Here is an 18,593-nt window from a genome sequence, read left to right on the forward strand (position 1 = left end):
CGGGCTCCCGGATGAGCCTTGGCCCTTACCTGGCGGGCCGTATACGCGGGTGCGAAGGCTGCAGGTCATGGGGAAGTGAAGCGCGGGTAAAGCGGCAGCAAGGGCCGAGTGGACGGCCGGAGCCCGCCCACCTCGGAACATGCCTTTCCCTCAAGGTGGTTCGCACCTCTTCTGCGTGCCAACGCTTGGTCAACGGTTGGTCAAGAAACACATTAACCCTGCAAAGGCCTTTGCAGGGTTAATTTCGTGTTTCAGGCCGCGGGGAGCCTGAAAAGCAGAGGTGGATTGGCGTGAACCGCCCCTCAGGGGGAGGGGATTCGGTCGGGTGTCGGAAACCCGTTCACCGGGTTCCGGCGAGCCGTCCCGCGTCCCGGGCCAGCGCGGTGAGCCGGGAAATCGCCCGGAAGTACTTCTTCCGGTAGCCGCCCTCCAGCATCTCCTCGCTGAACAGCCGGTCGAACGGCAGTCCCGAGGCGAGCACGGGCACCTCGCGGTCGTAGAGCCGGTCCGCGAGGACGACGAGCCGCAGCGCGGTCGACTGGTCCGGCACCGGCCGCACATCGGTGAGGCACACCGCACGGATCCCGTCGGTGAGGGCGCCGTAGCGGCTGGGGTGGACCTTCGCGAGGTGCTCCAGCAGGTCCGGGAAGGCGTCGAGCGAGGCGCCCCCGACGGTGTGCGCCGTCCTGGTCACCAGCTCGTCGGAGTGCGGCGGCGGCGCCTCGGGCAGACCGCGGTGGCGGTAGTCCTCGCCGTCGATGCGCAGGGTGCGGAAGTGGGCCGACAGGCCCTGGATCTCGCGCAGGAAGTCGGCGGCGGCGAACCGGCCCTCGCCGAGCTTGCCCGGCAGCGTGTTCGAGGTGGCGGCGAGCGCGACGCCCGCCTCGACCAGCTTGCCGAGCAGGGTGGAGACGAGCACGGTGTCGCCCGGGTCGTCCAGCTCGAACTCGTCGATGCACAGCAGGCGGTGCCCGGAGAGGGTCCTCACCGTCTGCTGGAAGCCGAGCGCGCCGACCAGGTTGGTCAGCTCCACGAAGGTGCCGAACGCCTTGCGCGAGGGCTCGGCCTCGGTGGCGTGCCACAGGGAGGCCAGCAGGTGGGTCTTGCCGACGCCGTAGCCGCCGTCGAGGTAGACGCCGCGCGGGCCGGCCGGGGTCTTCCTCGGCGCCCTGCCGAAGCCGAACAGCCTGCGCCGGCCCGAGTCGCCGGCCGGGGCCCCGCCGAGGCCCGCCGCGAAGCCCTCGAGGACGCGCACGGCCTCGGTCTGGCTCGGCTGGTTCGGGTCCGGGATGTAGGTGGCGAAGCGGACCGCGTCGAACCGCGGCGGCGGCACCATCTCGGCGACGAGCCGGTCCGCGGGGACGTGCGGCTCGCGGGCGCACAGGGACAGCGGAGCCACGTCGGCTATCGGACCGGGACGGGAGGCGGTGGAGGACGACACGGTTCCCCATGCTACGTGGCGTGGAACACTGCACGGCATGCGACGCCTGTTCCCTGTGACCGACGAAACAGCAGCTCCCGCCGGGGAGGCCGGCGCCCCGCGCGGCGGCGCCCGGGAGTGGGGCCTGGCCGAGCTGGCCGCCGCCTACGCCTACCCGGCCCCGGGGCCCCGGGGCCGGGAGCCGTGGCTGCGGGCCAACATGGTGTCCACCCTGGACGGCGCCGCCCAGCACGACGGCCGCTCCCAGCCCATCTCCTGCGCGGCCGACATGCGGATCTTCGGCACCCTGCGGGCGCTCGCCGACGTCGTGGTCGTCGGCGCGGAGACGGTACGGCAGGAGGGCTACCGTCCGGCCCGCGCGCGTGCCGAGTTCGCGGCGGCGCGGGAGGCGGCCGGGCAGGGGCCGGCGCCCGTGATCGCGGTGGTGACGGCGAGCCTGGACCTGGACTTCTCCCTCCCGCTGTTCACCTCCCCCCTGGTGCCCACCCTGGTCCTGACGGGCTCGGGGGCGGCCCCGGACCGCGTCGCCGCCGCCGAGAGGGCGGGCGCGCGGGTGGTGGCCGCCGGGGAGGGCGCCGGCGTGGACCCCGTGCGGATGGTCCGGGCCCTGGCGGACCTGGGGCACACCCGGCTGCTGACCGAGGGCGGACCGCGGCTGCTGGGGCAGCTGGTGGCGGCCGGGGTGCTGGACGAGCTCTGCCTGACCGTCTCGCCGATGCTCACCGCCGGTGACGCACAGCGCATCGCCGGTGGCCCCTCGGTAACACTTCCGCGGCGTTTCGCGCTGAAGTCGATGTTGGAGGAGGACGGGTTCCTGTTCACGCGCTACCAGCGGGAACGGCGGGACCGGCGGTCCTGAGCGGCGGTCCGGAACATCCGGGAAGACGCTCGATGGTGACGGTCGGTCCGGTAATCGGCGGAACAATCCGGTCCGCTCGGAGTGGCGACGGGCACACTGGTCCCGGCGGCACCCGTGCGAACACGGGGCAGACGGTTTCCGCGGGGCCCGGTCCGGCCCACGGAACAGAGAGGGCCCGCGGGCTCTCCGAGGAGTAAGGGGCGCCTGGTGTTCACAAGCGTACTGATGATCGAGAAGGCCCTGACGTCCGCCGACGTGGAGTTCGTCACCACCCTGCACGGTGACGAGCCGGTCTCCTTCCACGTCCTGCTCCAGCCGCGCGGCGAGCAGGCGGACCGGCTGCTGCGGGCCATCGACGACGTCGCGCTCGGCGAGCTCGACGAGGCCGTCCGCGAGGGCGAGACCCCCGAGGGCGAGGAGGCCATGAGCACGGGGCAGCGGGCCCTGGAGGTGTCCCTGCAGGCCCTGCGCGCCTCCGGCGACGAGGCCGAGGGCCGCCTCGTCGAGGACCACCCGCTGGACGCGCTGAAGACCCTGGTCGAGGAGGTCGGGGCGGACGAGGTGATCGTCCTGACCGACCCGCACTACGTGGAGGAGTTCTTCCACCGCGACTGGGCCTCCCGGGCCCGGCACAAGGTGGGGGTGCCGGTGCTGAAACTCTTCTCGCACAGCAAGGCATAGGCTGGGGCGGCGCCGTCCCGCGAGGGCGCGCAGACCGTCGTACCGCTCGTCGCACCACTGGGAGAACACGCATGGCACCCGGCCTTCCCCCCGCCATGGACCGACCGCACTTCATCGGCATCGGCGGCGCCGGGATGTCGGGCATCGCCAAGATCCTCGCCCAGCGCGGCGCGAAGGTGGCCGGCAGCGACGCCAAGGACTCCGCGACCGCCGAGGCGCTGCGCGCGCTGGGCGCCACCGTGCACATCGGGCACGCCGCCGGGCACCTGGCCGACGACGCCAGCTGCGTGGTCGTCTCCTCCGCGATCCGGGAGGACAACCCCGAACTGCTCCGCGCGGCCGAGCTGGGCGTCCCGGTGGTGCACCGCTCCGACGCCCTCGCCGCCCTGATGGACGGCCTGCGCCCGATCGCGGTGGCCGGCACCCACGGCAAGACCACCACCACCTCCATGCTGGCCGTGTCCCTGACCGAGCTGGGCCGGAACCCGTCGTACGCGATCGGCGGCGACCTGGACGCCCCCGGCTCCAACGCGCTGCACGGCGAGGGCGAGATCTTCGTCGCCGAGGCGGACGAGTCGGACCGCAGCTTCCACAAGTACGCGCCCGAGGTCGCGATCATCCTCAACGTGGAGCTGGACCACCACGCCAACTACGCGTCCATGGAGGAGATCCACCAGTCCTTCGAGACGTTCGTCGGCCGGATCGTGCCCGGCGGCACCCTGGTGATCTCCGCGGACCACGAGGGGGCGCGGGAGCTGAACCGGCGGCTGGACGGCTCGGTGCGGACCGTGACGTACGGCGAGTCGGACGACGCCGACGTGCGGATCCTGTCGGTCGTCCCGCAGGGGCTGAGGAGCGAGGTGACCGTCGAGCTGGACGGCGCCCCGCTCACCTTCACCGTGTCGGTCCCCGGCCGGCACTACGCGCACAACGCGGTGGCCGCGCTCGCCGCGGGCGTGGCGCTCGGCGTCCCGGCCGCCGAACTGGCCCCGGCGCTGGCCGCGTACACCGGGGTGAAGCGGCGCCTCCAGCTCAAGGGCGAGGCGGCCGGCGTACAGGTGATCGACTCCTACGCGCACCACCCCACCGAGATGACCGCCGACCTGGAGGCCATGCGCGCCGCCGCCGGCGACGCCCGCATCCTCGTCGTCTTCCAGCCGCACCTGTTCTCCCGCACCCGGGAGCTGGGCAAGGAGATGGGGCAGTCCCTGGCCCTGGCCGACGCCTCGCTCGTGCTGGACGTCTACCCGGCCCGCGAGGACCCGATCCCCGGCGTCACCAGCGAGCTGATCATCGACGCGGCCCGCGCGGCCGGCGCGGACGTGACGGCGGTGCCCGACAAGGCGGAGATCCCCGGGGCCGTCGCGGGAATGGCGAAGCCCGGTGACCTCGTTCTCACCATGGGAGCGGGCGACGTCACCGACCTCGGCCCGCGGATCCTGGACCGTCTGTCGAAGTGAGGGGCTCGAGGCACATGCCGTACGACGTGGAGAAGCCGGACGAGCAGTGGCGCGCGGAACTGACGCCGTCCGAGTACGCCGTCCTGCGCCGGGCGGCCACGGAGCCCGCCTTCACCGGCGAGTACACCGACACCAAAACCGAGGGCGTGTACTCCTGCCGCGCCTGCGGCGCCGAGCTGTTCACCTCGGACACCAAGTTCGAGTCGCACTGCGGCTGGCCGTCCTTCTACGACCCGAAGGACACCGACGCCGTGGAACTGGTGGAGGACCGGTCCCACGGCATGGTGCGCACCGAGGTGCGCTGCGCCCGCTGCGGCTCGCACCTCGGGCACGTGTTCGAGGGTGAGGGGTATCCGACGCCCACCGACCAGCGGTACTGCATCAACAGCATCTCCCTGAGGCTGCGGCCCGCCGGGGCCTGACGCGCGGGGCGCGGTCCGCGCCCGTCGGCGCGACACTGGCGGTGTGCGGGAGGTCGTGGTACGGGTGCTGGGCCGGTTCCGGATGGGACCGGCCGGGGGCCCGCCCTGGCGGCCGGCGTCCGCACGGGCCGAGTCCCTGCTCGGCTACCTGGTCCTGCACCGGGACGAGCCGCAGCCGCGCGGCCGGCTCGCGGGCCTGCTGTGGCCCGAGTCGTCCGAGGCGCAGGCCCGCACCAACCTGCGCCACCTGCTGCACACCCTGCGCGGCGCGGTACCGGACGTCGACCACGTCCTGGAGGTCACCGCGCGCACCGTCGCCTGGCGGGCCGACGCGGCCTGCGCGCTCGACGTCACCGCGTTCGAGTCGGCGCTGGAACGGGCCCGCGCGCTGCCCGCCGGGCGGCGCGCGCCCGCCCTGGCCGAGGCGGTCGCCGCCTACACCGGCGAACTGCTCGCGGACTGCGACGACGCGTGGGTCGTACCGGAACGGGAACGGCTGCGGGCGGAGTTCACCGACGCCCTGGAGGAACTGGCCGCGCTCGCGCACCGGTCCGGCGACCACCGGGCCGCCGTCGGCCACCTGGAACGGCTGGTCCAGGAGGACCCCGTACGGGAGTCCGCCCACCGCGGGCTGATGCGCGTCCACGCCGCCCTCGGCGACCGGGCGCGCGCGGTCCGCGCCTACCACGCGTGCGTGGCGGTGCTGGAGCGCGAACTGGGCGTCGCCCCGTCGCCGCAGACGCGCGCCGCCTACGCCGCACTGCTGTCCGCGCCCCGCCCGGCCCCCTCCGTTCCCTCCGCCGCCCCTCCCGACCGGCCGGCGCCGCCCGGGGACCCGGAGCTCGTGGGACGGACCGCACAGCGGCGGCGGCTCACCGAGGCGTGGCGCACCGCGCGGACCGGCCGCCCGGAACTCGTGCTGCTCACCGGAGACCCCGGCATCGGCAAGACCCGCCTCGCCGAGGACTTCGCGGCCCGGGTGGCCCGCCGTGGAGCCGTCACGGCGACCGCGCGGGCGTACGCGGCGGAGGGCCGCCTGGCGTACGCGCCCGTGGCGGCCTGGCTGCGCACCCCCGCGCTGCGGGCCGCCGTGGACCGGCTGGACGCCGGCCTGCGGGACGAACTGTCCCGGCTGTTGCCGGAGCTGACCGCCACCGGGCCGCCGGAACTCCTGCCCCCGGACGAGCAGCGGCAGCGGCTGTTCGGGGCCGTCGCGCGCGCCGTGGACGCCGTCGGACGGCCGGTGCTGCTGCTCGCCGACGACCTGCACCGGTTCGACGGGGAGTCGCTGCGGCTGCTGCACTTCCTGGTGCGGGGGGCCCCGCGGGAGCGCGGCGGGCCGGCCGGCGGCCGGCTGCTGGTGGTGGGCACGGCCCGCCCCGAGGAGACCGACCCCGGACACCCCCTGCACGAGGTGCTGGGCGGACTGCGGGCGCTGGGCCGCTGCACGGAGCTGGAACTCGGGCCGCTCACCCGCCGGGAGACCGCCGCCCTGGTGCGCCGGCTCACGGGGACGGAGGCGGGCACCGACCGGCTGCACGCGGACAGCGAGGGCAACCCGCTCTTCCTGGTCGAGGCCCTGCGCGCGGGCGGGCAGGCCCACGGCGGCCTCACCCCGCGCGTCCAGGCCGTCATCGGCGCCCGGCTCGCGCAGCTCTCCGTCGGCACCGCCGGACTGCTGGGCGTGGCGGCGACCATCGGGCGGGAGTTCACCGCGGACGTCCTGGGCGCCGCGGCCGGGGCCGACGAACCCGTGCTGATCGCCGGACTGGACGAGCTGTGGCGCCGCCGCATCGTCCGCGAACACGGCCTCGACGCCTACGACTTCACCCACGAGAAGATCCGCGAGGTGGCGTACGCGGCGCTCAGCCCGGCCCTGCGCCGGCACCACCACCGCCGGGTGGCCGAGGCGCTCGCCCGGTCCGGCGAGGCCACGCCCGACGAGGTCTGCGGCCAGATCGCGGACCACTACCGGCGCGCCGGCGACCCCCTCGCCGCCGTGCCGTGGGCGCTGCGCGCCGCCGACGCGGCCTGCCGGCTGCACGCCGACTCCCAGGCGATCGACCTGCTCGACCGCACGCTCCGCCTGCTGCGCGAGCAGCCCCCGTCCCCACGGCGCGACAGGCTGGAACTGGGGCTGCTCGCCGCGCTGCCCGCCCTCCTCGGCCGGGTCGAGGGATACGCCTCCACCACCCTGACCGCCGTCCACACCAGGGCCCTGGAGCTGTCCGCCCGGCTCGGCACCGAACTCGCGCCGCCGCTGGTGCGCTCGCTGGCCCTGGCGAGCACCGTCGGCTCCGACTTCGCGGCCACCCGGCGGTACGGGGAGCGACTCCTGGCCCGGGGGCGGGAGTCGGGGGACGACGTCCTGGTCGTGGAGGGCGCGTACGTGCTGGGCATCGCGGCGTTCTGGCAGGCCCGGTTCACCACCGCGCGGGAGAACTTCGAGCTGGCGGTGCGGCACTACCGTCCCGAACGGCGGGCGCTGCACCTGCTGCGCTACGCGCAGGACCCGCGGGCGGTGTGCCTGAGCCGGCTCGCCAACACCCTGTGGTTCCTGGGCCGTCCGGCCGCCGAGGCGATCGCGGTGCGGGACGCGGCGCTGGCGTACGCGGACGAGACGGGACACGCGTTCACCCGGATCGTCGCCCGGGTCTTCGCGGGCCTGCTGGCACTGGACATGGGGGACGAGGAGGGCCTGCGCGAGCACGTGCGCGAGCTGCGCGGACTCGGTCGCGGCAGCCCGGCGCCGCACGCGTGGATGCCGCTGGAGGCGTTGTCCGGGTACGTGGACGTCCTCGACGGGCACGCGGAGCGCGGGATCCGCCGCTGCCGGCGGGTGATCGCCGCACTGCCCGGCGTCCAGCCCGCTCCCGGGATGCGCGCCGTGCTGCACCGCGTCCTGCTGGCGGCGGCGGAGGCGGCGGGGGACACGGAGGAGGCCCGCCGGGCCGCGGAGCGGTTGCTGGAGATGGGCGGCGCGGCCGCCGTCTGGCGGAAGGAGGCCCTCCGTGCGCGCGAGCGCCTGCGGGACGCGGACTCCGCACGGGAGGGACCCGTGGGGGAGGGGACTGTCCGGGTCGGGGAGCTCCCGGGCAGCGGGCCGGTGCGGGCCGGGTCGGCCGAGGGCGCTGTGGGGGGCAGGCCGGGAGCCGGAGGAGGGTGAGGAACGCTCGTGGAACGCCCGCCCGCGCACGCTCGACGCATATCCGCTCCCCACCGCCACCCGAGGAGGACGGCATGTCCACCGCATACGACGCGATCGTCGTGGGTGCCCGCTGCGCGGGCGCGCCGACGGCGATGCTGCTGGCCCGCCGGGGCCACCGGGTGCTGCTGGTCGACCGGGCCGCCTTCCCGAGCGACACCCTGTCGACGCACATGATCCACCCGCCGGGCGTGGCCGCCCTGGCCCGCTGGGGGCTGCTCGACCGGGTGACCGCCACCGGCTGCCCGCCGGTCACGACGTACTCCTTCGACTTCGGCCCCTTCACCCTCACCGGCAGCCCGCCGCCCCGCGACGGCACCGGCGTCGGTTACGGCCCGCGCCGCCGGGTCCTCGACGCCGTCCTGGTGGCGGCGGCCGACGAGGCGGGCGCGGAGGTCCGCGAGCACTTCCACGTGGACGAGGTGCTGATCGAGGACGGCACGGTCGTCGGCGTCCGCGGCCACGGGGCCGGCGGCCCGAGCGTGACCGAGCGGGCCCGCGTGGTGATCGGCGCCGACGGACGCTCCTCGCACGTCGCGAGCGCGGTCGGCGCCCCCGAGTACCGGACGAAGCCGCGCCTCCAGCGGGGCTACTACGCGTACTGGTCCGGTCTGCCGGTCGCCGGTTTCGAGACGTACGCCCGGCCCGGCCGGGGCTGGGGGACGATACCGACCAACGACGGGCTGACCGTCGTGGTCGTGGGCTGGCCCCGCGACGAGGCGCAGGCGTTCCGGGCGGACGTGGAGGGGAACTTCCTGGCCACGCTCGACCTCGTGCCGGAGTTCGCGGAGCGGGTGCGGGCGGGACACCGGGAGGAGCGGTTCCTCTGCGCGTCCGTGCCCAACTTCTTCCGCAGGCCGTACGGACCGGGCTGGGCGCTCGTCGGGGACGCCGGCCACACCGAGGACCCCATCACCGCGCAGGGCATCAGCAACGCCTTCCGGGACGCCGAGCTGTGCGCGGGCGCCCTCGACGACGTCCTCACCGGGCGCCGGCCGTTCGCCGAGGCCCTGTCCGGTTACGCGGCGGCCCGTGACGCCCGGGTGTCGGAGATGTACGAGTTCACCACCCAGCTGGCCACCCTGGCACCCCCGCCCGAGGACACGGCCCGCCTGCTGGCGGCGGCGAGCGGCGACCGGGCCGCCATGGACCGCTTCGCCGGCGTCGTCGCCGGGACGGTGCCCCCGCACGCCTTCTTCGCCCCGGCCTCCGAAGCTCCCGCACGCTCCGGAGCTCCCGAACTCCCCGACGCCCCCGCGGCCTCCGCGGCTTCCGGGGCCGTCACGGTTCCCGCCCGGGCCGCCTGACCGTCCGTGCCGGCCGCCTGCCGCTCACCGGCCGCTGAGCGGCAGGCGGCCGAGGAGCAGGGCGAGGACGGTCTGCCCGGCGAGCCGGGCGCGCGGACCGGGCAGGAACGCGTACGGGCCCGCAGGTACTCGTGCGGGGTGGTCAGTCGCCCGGCGACGTTCCGGAACCAGCCGGCGACGGGGGCGAGCGACCAGGTCCAGGCCAGGGCGGCCCCCAGACCGCGAGCAGCAGGCGCCACCAGGGCGGGCCGGGCCCCGCGCGTCCGCGGGCGGCGGCGTCCCAGCACCAGGCCGGCCGGGTCCGGGGAGGCGTCGCAGCCGCAGAAGCACACGGTGCCGGCCGTGGCGGCGGTCAGTCCCGCGTGGCAGGCGGCCCCGAAGCCGCGCCGCTCCTCGCGCACGACGGTCGCGCCGACTCCGCGGGCGACGCGGTCCGAGCCGTCCGTGGAACCGTTGTCCACGACGAGGGCGCGCCGGCCGGGCGGGACGCGCTCCAGCACTCACGGCAGCGCCGCGGCCTCGTCGAGGCAGGGCAGGACGACGTCCACGGACGTCGGGTCCGGTTCTGGGGAGGAGACGGCCACGGCCCTCGCCCTACGGGCGCGAGACGGACATACCGGTCATCGGTTCTTACGGAACGCGGACGTCGGGCAGCCGGCCGCACCGCTCGGACGCGCGGGGTGCGAGGCTGTCCGCATGGAGCAGCGACCCCCTGACGCCGAGGCCGGAGCCCGGGTCCTCGTCGTCGACGACGATCCCACCGTCGCCGAGATCGTCACCGGCTACCTCGACCGCGCCGGCCACCTCGTCGAGCGGGCCGGTGACGGCCCCGAGGCGCTCGCCCGGGCGGCGGCGCACCGGCCGGACCTCGTCGTCCTCGACCTGATGCTGCCCGGCATGGACGGCCTGGAGGTGTGCCGCCGGCTGCGCGACCACGGGCCCGTGCCGGTCATCATGCTCACCGCGCGCGGCGACGAGGACGACCGCGTCCTCGGCCTGGAGGTCGGCGCCGACGACTACGTCACCAAGCCGTTCAGCCCGCGCGAACTGGTCCTGCGCGTCGAGTCCGTGCTGCGCCGCGCCCGCCCCGCCCCGGCCGTGTCCGGCCTCCTGCGGGCGGCCGGTCTCCGCGTCGACCCCGCCGCCCGTCGCGCCACCAGGAACGGCGCCGAACTCGCCCTCACCGTCCGCGAGTTCGATCTCCTCGTCTTCTTCCTGCGCAACCCCGGGCGGGCCTACGCCCGGGAGGAGCTGATGCGCGAGGTGTGGGGCTGGGACTTCGGCGACCTGTCCACCGTCACCGTCCACGTGCGGCGGCTGCGCGGCAAGGTCGAGGACGATCCGGCGCGGCCCCGGCTCATCCGGACCGTGTGGGGCGTCGGCTACCGCTTCGATCCCTCCGACGGACGGGAGTGAGCGTGCGCGACACCCTCCTCATCGCCCTGTTCGCCTTCCTCGGCGCCGCCGCGGCCGGGTTGCTCGGCGCGTGCGTGCTGCTGCTGATCCGGCGGCGGTCGCTGACCGCGCACCTCGCCGTGGTCGCCGGGGTGGCGGTGACGGCGATGCTCGCGGGCACGCTGGCCGTGGCGCAGGCGATGTTCCTCTCCGCGCACGACCTGACCGTCGTGACGACCGTCGTCGCCATGGCCGCCGTGGTCTCCACGGCCACCGCGCTGCTGCTCGGCCGCTGGGTCGTCGCCCGCAGCCGGGAGCTGGCGCTCGCCGCCCGCTCCTTCGGCGACGGCGGGGACTTCGCCGCGCCCGACGGCCCGTCCACCGCCGAACTCACCGCGCTGAGCCGGGAGCTGGAGGCGACCAGCGCCAAGCTGGCCGAGTCCCGGGACCGCGAGCGGGCCCTGGAGTCCTCCCGCCGCGAACTCGTGGCCTGGATCTCCCACGACCTGCGCACCCCGCTCGCCGGACTGCGCGCGATGGCCGAGGCGCTGGAGGACGGTGTCGCCGCCGACCCCGGCCGCTACCTCGGACAGATCCGCACCGAGGTGGAGCGCCTCAACGACATGGTCGGCGACCTGTTCGAGCTCTCCCGCATCCACGCGGGCACGCTGCCCCTCTCGCTCTCCAGGATCTCCCTGTACGACCTGGTCGGCGACGCCCTCGCCGGCGCCGACCCGCTCGCCCGCGAGCACGGCGTACGGCTCGTCGGCGCCCGGGTCGAGCCGGTGCCGGTGGAGGTGGACGGCCGGGAGATGAGCCGGGTGCTGGGCAACCTGCTGGTCAACGCGATCCGTCGGACCCCGGCCGACGGCACGGTCGCCGTCGCCGTCGAACGCGCCGCCGACGGCGTGGTGCTGTCCGTCACGGACGGCTGCGGCGGCATTCCGGATGAGGACCTGCCCCGCGTCTTCGACACCGGCTGGCGCGGCACCCACGCCCGCACCCCTCCGGCCGGCGCGGGCCTCGGACTCGCCATCGTCCGCGGCATCGTCGAGGCCCACCGGGGCAGCGCCACCGTCCGCAACGTCACCGGGGGCTGCCGCTTCGAGGTCCGGCTGCCGACGGCACCGGGGTGAGGATCACTCCCCGCGCGGCCCGCAGCCGTGAGGAGTCCGCCGTGATGTGGCGGACGTCGTCCAGGCGGTACTCGCCGGTGACGGCCGGCTCCGGGCCGCCGTACGCACCGGCCGGGGCGCGGGCCGGCTCGCCGACCGTGCGGGGCGCGCCGCTGCCCGTGTCGTACGCCGTGAGCGCGCCGGCGGCCGTCTCCGCCTCCAGCGCCGCCGCAGTGGCCGCCGCCACGTCCCGCACGTGCACGAAGTCCCGCCGCTGGCCGCCGTCCCCGAAGAGGCGCGGCGCCTCGCCGCGGGCCGGTGCCGAGCGGAGGAAGGAGGCGACGCCCGCGTACGGGGTGTCCCGGGGCATCCGGGGGCCGTGGACGTCGTGGTGGCGCAGCGACACCGCCGAACCGCCCGTCGATCGCGCCCAGGCGGCCAGGTGCTCCCGGGCGAGCTCGGTCGTGGCGTACACGTTGCGCGGATCGGCCGGGGCGTCCTCGCCGACCAGGCCCGGTTCGGGGGCCGTCCCGCACACCGGGCAGGCGGGTCCGAACCGCCCGGCCTCCAGGTCGGCGACGGCCCGCGGCCCCGGCCGCACGGCCCCGTGCCGGGCGCAGGCGTAGCGGCCCTCGCCGTACCCGGGCCGTTGTGCGAGACGTACGCGGGCGCGTCGGCGAAGCCGGTGCCGAGGCCGACCACCGCCGCCTGGTGGCAGGCGGCGTCCACCCCGGACAGGGCCCCGCGCACGGCGCCGGGGTCGCGCACGTCCGCCGCCGGACCGGTGCGCAGGTCGTGGACGACGGGCTCGTGCCCGTGCGCCTCGACGCCACGGGACCCGATGAACCCGGCACCGCCGGTGACCAGTACGCGCATGCGGCCACGCCAGGTCCGCGCCCCGGCCCGGCGGCAGGACCGCGCCCGGCACGTCACCGGTCCGCAGGGCCCGCACCGTCCGAACCGGCCAGGGGAAGCCGCACGGTGAAGACCGTCGCCCCCGGCGCGCCGCTCAGCTCGAGGGTGCCGCCGTGCGCCCGCACCAGGGACCGCGCGACCGCGAGGCCCAGTCCGCTGCCGCCCCGGTCGCGGCTGCGGGCCTTGTCGACCCGGTAGAAGCGGTCGAAGACCCGCTCCCGGTCCTCGGCGGGGACACCGGGGCCCGTGTCGACCACCCGCACCAGCGCCGCACCGCCCGCGGCGCCCGCCTCCACCGTCACCCGGGTGCCGGGCGGGGTGTGCACCGCCGCGTTGGTCAGCAGGTTGTCCAGGACCTGCCGGATGCGCTGCGGATCCAGGCGCAGCCGCAGTTCCCCGGCACCGGCGTCCACCGTCAGCGGGTGCTCCGGGTGGCTCGCGCGGAACGCGTCGGCGGCCTGCCGGACCAGCTCCACCAGATCCGCGTCCACCGTCCGCAGCGGCGTGTCCACCTCCGCCGCGTCCAGCCGGGCGAGCAGCAGCAGGTCGTCCAGCAGCACCCCCATCCGGGCGGCCTCCGCCCGGAGCCGGGCCAGGTGCCGCTCGCGTTCCCCCGGTTCGTTGGCGGCGGCGTACTGGAACAGGTCCGCGTAGCCCCGGACCGACATCAGCGGGGTGCGCAGTTCGTGCGAGGCGTCCGCGACGAAGCGGCGCAGCCGCCGTTCGGCCTCCGCGCGCACCGCCAGGGAGTCGTCGATGTGCTCCAGCATCGTGTTGAAGGCGGTGCGCAGCTCCGCCACCTCCGGGCCGCCGTCCCGCCCGTCGGCGCGCAGCGGCAGCCGGGCCGCCGACTCGGTCAGGTCGTGCGAGGCGATGCCGTGCGCGGTGTGCGCCATGTCGCTCAGCGGCTTCAGCCCGCGCCGCAGCATCCGCCGCCCCAGCACCACGAGCGCCAGCAGGGCGAGCGCGAACACCACGACCTGCACCGTGATCAGCCGCTCGACGGTCTCGTCGACGTCCGCCACGGGCGCCGCGCTGATCAGCACCACGTCCTGCTCGACCTCGCACCCCCGCAGCCGGTACTTGCCCTCCCCGCGGATCCACGCGGTGTCCAGGAGCTCGGTGTCGGAGTGCGCCATCGCCCGTGCCAGGTCCGCGAAGGCCCGGGTGTCCTCGGGCACGTCGGCCGGCCTGCGCAGGGCGACCGAGTCGCCCGAGACGTCGTACACCGCCGTGTACCAGCCGTAGTACGGCTTCCGTTTCACCGTGCCGTGCGCCGCCGCGTCCTTGGACTGCACGGTCTGCACCAGCTTCAGCTGGGTGCCCAGCTGCTGTTCCAGGTAGTCCCGCATGTACGTGGTGAGCGCCGTTCCGACGACCGCGAACACCGCCAGCGACAGCGCCCCGAGGCCCAGCGCCAGCCGGGTGCCCAGGCGCAGCCGCCGGTAGGCCTCCCGCGGCCGCCGGACCGCCCCGGTCACTCGGCGGTCCGCCGTATCACGTACCCGAAGCCCCGCACGGTCCGGATCAGCGGCTCACCGGTGTCGTCCAGCTTGCGCCGCAGCCGGCTGATCACCAGCTCCACGACGTTGGAACGGCCCCCGAAGCCGTACTCCCACACGTGGTCGAGGATCTGGGCCTTGGTCAGCACGGCCGGCGACCTGCGCATCAGGTAGCGCAGCACCTCGTACTCGGTCGGGGTCAGCGACAGCAGCCGCTCCCCGCGCCGCACCTCACGGGTGTCCTCGTCCATCGTCAGGTCCGCCACCCGCAGCACCGACCGCCGGAACCCCGGACCCGCGCTGCGCCGCAGCACCGTCCGCAGCCGCGCCATCAGCTCCTCCACGGCGAACGGTTTGACCAGGTAGTCGTCCCCGCCCCGGGTCAGCCCGGCCACCCGGTCGGCCACCCCGTCGCGGGCGGTGAGGAACACCACCGGCACCATCGTCCCGGAGCGGCGCAGCCGGTCCAGGACGCCGAAGCCGTCGACGTCCGGCAGCATCAGGTCGAGCACCACGATGTCCGGGCGGAACCCGGCGGCGCGGCGCAGCGCCTCCTCACCCGAGTACGCGGTGACCGCCTCCCAGCCCTCGTAACGGGCGACGGTCGCCACCAGGTCGGCTATCGGCGGGTCGTCGTCCACGACGAGGAGTCGTACTTTTTCCACCCGCCCATACTGCGGCACACCGCGCCCGGCGCCGGAGGCGGTGCACCGTCACGTCTCGATCGACAAGAACCTGAAAGTCGGCCGACAGGGAATCGACAGCGCCCGTGACCAGGCTCGGAGCCCCAGGACCCGATCGAGGAGTTTCCGGCGTGACAGCTGTCCCATCGCCTCCCGCGCCCCCCACCGCGGGGCGACGCCCCGGGGCGGTGGCGCGCATCGGCCTGTACGGCCTGCTCGCCGCGAACGCGGCGGCGGTGGCCGTCTTCTTCGTCCAGGCGGGCTTCGGCGCCAACGCCCTCCTCCTGCTGGGCCGCCTCACCGGCCTGTACGCCGCCCTGCTGATGGCGTTCCAGCTGCTGCTGGTGGCCCGGCTGCCCTGGCTGGACCGCCGGATCGGCATGGACCGGCTGACCCTGTGGCACCGCCGGGTCGGTTTCGGAGTGCTGTGGACGCTCCTCGGCCACGCGGTCCTCACCACCCTCGGCTACGCCGAGATGTCCTCCATGGACCCGGTGGACCAGCTCGTCGACCTCGCGGAGACCGTCGAGGGCGTGCTGCGCGCGGTCGTCGCGCTGGCGCTGATCCTCGTCGTCGGCGCGGTCTCCGCCCGCCGCGCGCGGCGCCGCCTCGCCTACGAGACCTGGCACTTCATCCACCTCTACACCTACGTCGCCGTGGTGCTGGCCTTCACCCACCAGGTCGCCGTCGGGTCCACCTTCACCGCCTCGGCCGCCGCCACCGCCTACTGGTACGGGCTGTGGGGCGCCGCCCTCGGCGCGGTGTTCGCCGGCCGGCTGGTCCTTCCACTGTGGCGGAACCGGCGCCACCGGTTGCGGGTCACGGCCGTCGTCCCCGAGAACGACGTTCCGGACGGCGGGGTTTCCCGTGGTGGGCGCGGGGCAGGCGGCGGCGTAGCGCGGGGGGCGCGTTCCGGGGTCCTGTCGGAGGCGCCGTCTACACTCGACCGGCGACGGACCAGCAGACCGACAGACCGACAGACCGCGCGACCTTGGCCCAAGCTCCCGCCCCCGAAGGGTATTCGGCGTCTTGATACGGATCGACTCAGTCACGAAGCGGTACCCGGACGGCACGGTGGCGGTCGACCGGCTCTCCCTGGACGTCCCGGACCGCTCGATCACCGTTCTCGTCGGTCCCTCGGGCTGCGGCAAGACCACCACCCTCCGCATGATCAACCGGATGGTCGAACCCACCGAGGGCGCGATCCTCCTCGACGGCGAGGACGTCCGGCGGCGACCCGTCACCGCCCTGCGCCGGTCCATGGGGTACGTCATCCAGAACGCCGGGCTCTTCCCGCACCGCACCATCGTCGACAACATCGCCACCGTGCCCCGCATGCTCGGCTGGGGCAGGCGGCGCGCCCGGGAGCGGGCCGCGGAGCTGATGGAACGGGTGGGCCTGGACACGGCGTTGGCCGAGCGGTACCCCTACCAGCTCTCCGGCGGCCAGCAGCAGCGCGTCGGGGTGGCGCGGGCGCTCGCCGCGGACCCGCCGGTGCTGCTGATGGACGAGCCGTTCTCCGCCGTCGACCCGGTGGTGCGCAAGGGGCTGCAGGACGAACTCCTCCGGATCCAGGATGAGTTGGGAAAGACCATCGTCTTCGTCACGCACGACATCGACGAGGCGGTCAAGCTGGGCACCATGGTCGCCGTCCTGCGCGAGGGCGGCCGGCTCGCCCAGTACGCGCCGCCCGCCGAGCTGCTGTCCGCCCCCGCGGACGCCTTCGTCGAGGACTTCCTCGGCGCCGACCGCGGCATCCGGCGGCTGTCCTTCCTCCCGTCCGCCGCACTGGAGCTGACCACCGACGCCGTGGTCCCGGCCGACGCGCCCGCCGAGCGGATCGCCGCGGCGGACGCCCGGCACCTCCTCGTCACCGACCCCGAGGGCCGCCCGCTCGGCTGGGCCGAACCGGGCGAACTGACCGCCGGGGACATCAGGACGGACCGGCTGCTGCCCCCCGGGCGGCCGTTCGTGCCCGGCACCGACTCCCTGCGGGTCGCCCTCGACTGCGCCGTGCTCTCGCCCACCGGCTGGGCCGTCGCCGTGGACGCCGACGGACGGGTCACCGGAGTCGTCTCCCAGCAGGCCATCGGCGAGGCGATCCGCGCCGCCCACGCCGTGGGCCGCACGGACCGGGCCGGGGTCGCCCCGTGAACGGCTTCTTCGACATCCCCAGCGACCTCCAGCACAGCTGGACCGGCCTGATCGGGCTGCACCTGAGGGAGGCCCTGCTGCCGGTCGCCGCCGGACTGCTGCTCGCCCTGCCGATCGCCCAGCTGTGCGTGCGCTTCCGCCGGCTGTACCCGCCCGTGCTCGGGGTGACGACCGTGCTGTACGCCGTCCCCTCGCTGGCGTTCTTCGTCGTCCTCATCGACTACACCGGCCAGACCGAGCTCACCGTGATGATCCCGCTGGCCGTGTACGGCCTGGTGGTGCTGATCCCGGCGATCGTCGACGGGGTGCGCTCGGTGCCGCGGGAGACCCTGGCGGCGGCCACCGCCATGGGCTTCGGCCCCGTACGCCGCTACCTCCAGGTGCAGTTGCCGATCGCCGCGCCCGCCATCATCGCCGGGCTGAGGGTGGCCACCGCGTCGAGCATCTCGCTCGTCAGCGTCGGCGCCCTGATCGGCAACCAGGGCGCCCTCGGCAACCTGCTCGCGGCGGCGCAGAAGTACGACCGGCCGGAGCTGGCGGTGAACGCCGTGCTCACCATGGCCGTCCTGGCGATCCTGTGCGACGCGGCGCTGGTCCTGCTCCGGACCCTGCTGACGCCGTGGATGCCGCGCGGCACGCGGGAGCGGCGCGCGAAACCCGCCGTGCGACGGGAACGGCCCGAGCCGGAAGGGGCGGTCCGGTGAACGTCCTGAACTTCGTCCACGCCTTCTTCAGCGACGGCGCCCACTGGCAGGGCTACGACGGCATCCCGCAACGCCTCCTCGAACACGTCCGGTACACGCTGCTGGCCCTCGCCCTCGCCGCCGCGGTCGGGCTGCCCGTCGGCCTGCTGACCGGGCACACCGGGCGCGGCGGGAACGCGCTCGCCTTCGTCGCCAACGCCGCCCGGGCGCTGCCCAGTTTCGGCCTGCTGGTGCTGGCCGTGCTGCTGATCGGCTTCGGTCTGCTGCCCGTGATGATCCCGCTGGTCGTCCTCGCCGTCCCGCCGATCCTGGTGACCACCTACGAGGCGGTCCGCTCCGTCGACCCCTCCCCGGTGGACGCCGCCCGGGGCATGGGCATGCACGAGTCGCGGATCCTCCTGAGGGTCGAACTGCCGGTGGCGCTCCCGCTGATCCTGAGCGGCCTGCGCTCGGCGGCCATCCAGATCGTGTCGACGGCCACCATCGCCGCGTACGTCAGTCTCGGCGGCCTCGGCCGGTACATCGTCGACGGGCTCTACCAGCGCGACTACGAGAAGGTCGTCGGGGGCGCCACGCTGGTCGCCGTCCTGGCGCTCCTCACCCTCGCGGTGTTCTGGGCGGCGGGGCGGCTGGCGGTGTCGCCCGGGGTGCGCAGGCGCTGACGCCCGATCACCGGCGTTCGATCACCCGTGCGGCAAACCGTGACCAGCGCGTTGTTGACTGACCGAGGAGCGGCTGGATTGGATCAGT

General features: G+C 75.1%; 14 protein-coding genes and 3 pseudogenes. 12 read left to right on the plus strand and 5 right to left on the minus strand.

Going from position 1 to position 18,593, the window contains the following annotated elements:
• Positions 1–340 precede the first annotated feature (340 nt).
• Positions 341–1,480: a cell division protein ZapE gene (zapE, locus tag FHS37_RS13630; RefSeq protein ID WP_221499744.1), complete on the minus strand. Its 1,140-nt coding sequence runs from the start codon at positions 1,478–1,480 to the stop codon at positions 341–343.
• Between zapE and FHS37_RS13635 the strand changes: the two genes are divergently transcribed.
• From FHS37_RS13635 to FHS37_RS13660, 6 genes are all read left to right on the plus strand, one after another.
• Complete coding sequence (locus FHS37_RS13635) at positions 1,479–2,300, plus strand: pyrimidine reductase family protein (protein ID WP_184820713.1); 822 nt, start codon at positions 1,479–1,481, stop codon at positions 2,298–2,300. The two genes, zapE and FHS37_RS13635, sit on opposite strands and share 2 nt — an antisense overlap.
• Positions 2,301–2,507: 207 nt before the next feature.
• Positions 2,508–2,981 (plus strand): indole-3-glycerol phosphate synthase, encoded by a 474-nt coding sequence (locus FHS37_RS13640; protein ID WP_184820715.1) that lies wholly within the window; start codon positions 2,508–2,510, stop codon positions 2,979–2,981.
• A gap of 71 nt (positions 2,982–3,052) precedes the next feature.
• Positions 3,053–4,441, plus strand: a complete 1,389-nt coding sequence (gene murC / locus FHS37_RS13645; protein ID WP_184820717.1) for a UDP-N-acetylmuramate--L-alanine ligase — start codon at positions 3,053–3,055, stop codon at positions 4,439–4,441.
• Between the two features lie 14 nt (positions 4,442–4,455).
• Entirely contained in the window at positions 4,456–4,863 is a 408-nt protein-coding gene (gene msrB, locus FHS37_RS13650) for a peptide-methionine (R)-S-oxide reductase MsrB (protein ID WP_184820719.1), read from the plus strand.
• A 43-nt stretch (positions 4,864–4,906) separates the two neighbouring features.
• Positions 4,907–8,029, plus strand: coding sequence for an ATP-binding protein (locus FHS37_RS13655; RefSeq protein WP_184820721.1), 3,123 nt, complete (start codon positions 4,907–4,909; stop codon positions 8,027–8,029).
• Between the two features lie 74 nt (positions 8,030–8,103).
• A complete protein-coding gene (locus tag FHS37_RS13660) occupies positions 8,104–9,375 on the plus strand; it encodes an NAD(P)/FAD-dependent oxidoreductase (protein ID WP_184820723.1) in 1,272 nt (423 codons plus the stop codon).
• Positions 9,376–9,617: 242 nt separating this feature from the next.
• Here the strand turns inward: FHS37_RS13660 and FHS37_RS40480 are convergent.
• Positions 9,618–9,875 (minus strand): annotated as a pseudogene (locus FHS37_RS40480) (glycosyltransferase); the annotation flags it as partial.
• 196 nt (positions 9,876–10,071) lie between these two features.
• On the opposite strand from FHS37_RS40480, the gene FHS37_RS13670 reads away from it, so the two are divergent.
• A complete protein-coding gene (locus tag FHS37_RS13670; protein WP_184820725.1) occupies positions 10,072–10,791 on the plus strand; it encodes a response regulator transcription factor in 720 nt (239 codons plus the stop codon).
• Between the two features lie 2 nt (positions 10,792–10,793).
• The gene (locus FHS37_RS13675) at positions 10,794–11,906 is read left to right on the plus strand and encodes a sensor histidine kinase (protein ID WP_184820728.1); all 1,113 of its coding nucleotides are present in this window, start codon (positions 10,794–10,796) and stop codon (positions 11,904–11,906) included.
• Here the strand turns inward: FHS37_RS13675 and FHS37_RS13680 are convergent.
• From FHS37_RS13680 to FHS37_RS13690, 3 genes and pseudogenes are all read right to left on the minus strand, one after another.
• Positions 11,857–12,761 (minus strand): annotated as a pseudogene (locus FHS37_RS13680) (NAD-dependent epimerase/dehydratase family protein). The gene FHS37_RS13675 and the pseudogene FHS37_RS13680 overlap by 50 nt on opposite strands.
• 53 nt (positions 12,762–12,814) lie before the next feature.
• A complete protein-coding gene (locus FHS37_RS13685; RefSeq protein ID WP_184820730.1) occupies positions 12,815–14,281 on the minus strand; it encodes a sensor histidine kinase in 1,467 nt (488 codons plus the stop codon).
• Positions 14,278–14,967: a response regulator transcription factor gene (locus FHS37_RS13690; protein WP_184820732.1), complete on the minus strand. Its 690-nt coding sequence runs from the start codon at positions 14,965–14,967 to the stop codon at positions 14,278–14,280. Before FHS37_RS13690 ends, FHS37_RS13685 begins: the two co-directional genes overlap by 4 nt.
• A gap of 149 nt (positions 14,968–15,116) precedes the next feature.
• On the opposite strand from FHS37_RS13690, the pseudogene FHS37_RS13695 reads away from it, so the two are divergent.
• From FHS37_RS13695 to FHS37_RS13710, 4 genes and pseudogenes are all read left to right on the plus strand, one after another.
• Positions 15,117–15,830: pseudogene (locus tag FHS37_RS13695) on the plus strand (ferric reductase-like transmembrane domain-containing protein); the annotation flags it as partial.
• Between the two features lie 184 nt (positions 15,831–16,014).
• Positions 16,015–17,139, plus strand: coding sequence for an ABC transporter ATP-binding protein (locus FHS37_RS13700; RefSeq protein ID WP_184820734.1), 1,125 nt, complete (start codon positions 16,015–16,017; stop codon positions 17,137–17,139).
• Positions 17,136–17,843, plus strand: coding sequence for an ABC transporter permease (locus FHS37_RS13705; protein WP_184820736.1), 708 nt, complete (start codon positions 17,136–17,138; stop codon positions 17,841–17,843). The genes FHS37_RS13700 and FHS37_RS13705 overlap by 4 nt, the downstream gene beginning before the upstream one ends.
• Entirely contained in the window at positions 17,840–18,505 is a 666-nt protein-coding gene (locus tag FHS37_RS13710; RefSeq protein WP_184820738.1) for an ABC transporter permease, read from the plus strand. The genes FHS37_RS13705 and FHS37_RS13710 overlap by 4 nt, the downstream gene beginning before the upstream one ends.
• The last annotated feature ends 88 nt before the right edge of the window (positions 18,506–18,593 follow it).

The organism is Streptomyces griseomycini, assembly GCF_014203535.1.
GTDB lineage: Bacteria > Actinomycetota > Actinomycetes > Streptomycetales > Streptomycetaceae > Streptomyces > Streptomyces griseomycini.